This window comes from Paraburkholderia sp. BR13439 (assembly GCF_040948805.1).
Taxonomy (GTDB): Bacteria; Pseudomonadota; Gammaproteobacteria; order Burkholderiales; family Burkholderiaceae; genus Paraburkholderia; species Paraburkholderia youngii.
Genome location: NZ_JBFPKN010000232.1, coordinates 1 through 251, shown reverse-complemented (window position 1 = coordinate 251; position 251 = coordinate 1). Strand labels below are relative to the sequence as shown.

At 62.5% G+C, this 251-nt stretch carries 1 protein-coding gene; it reads left to right on the top strand.

Features of this window, described 5'->3' with window-relative positions; genetic code table 11:
- The coding region (locus AB3X96_RS43000) for a transposase (protein ID WP_368594468.1) at positions 1 to 251 on the top strand (251 nt) is incomplete at both ends.

Sequence of the window (251 nt, the reverse complement as noted above, 5' to 3'; positions counted from 1 at the left end):
GCGCCGTGGAGGATGCTGCCCAATGATTTCCCGCCGTGGGAGTTGGTGTATCAGCAGACTCAACGCTGGTTGCAGGCTGGCTGCTTTGAGAGCATGGTGAGTGACCTGCGCTCGGTGATAGGCGTGGGACAGGGCCGTCGGGGACAGCCCAGCGCGGTCATCCTCGATGGCCGCACGATACAGTCGACCTGCGAGAGCGGCCCGCGTGCGGGTTATGACGGTTATAAGCGCAAGCGCGGTAGTAAGGTACA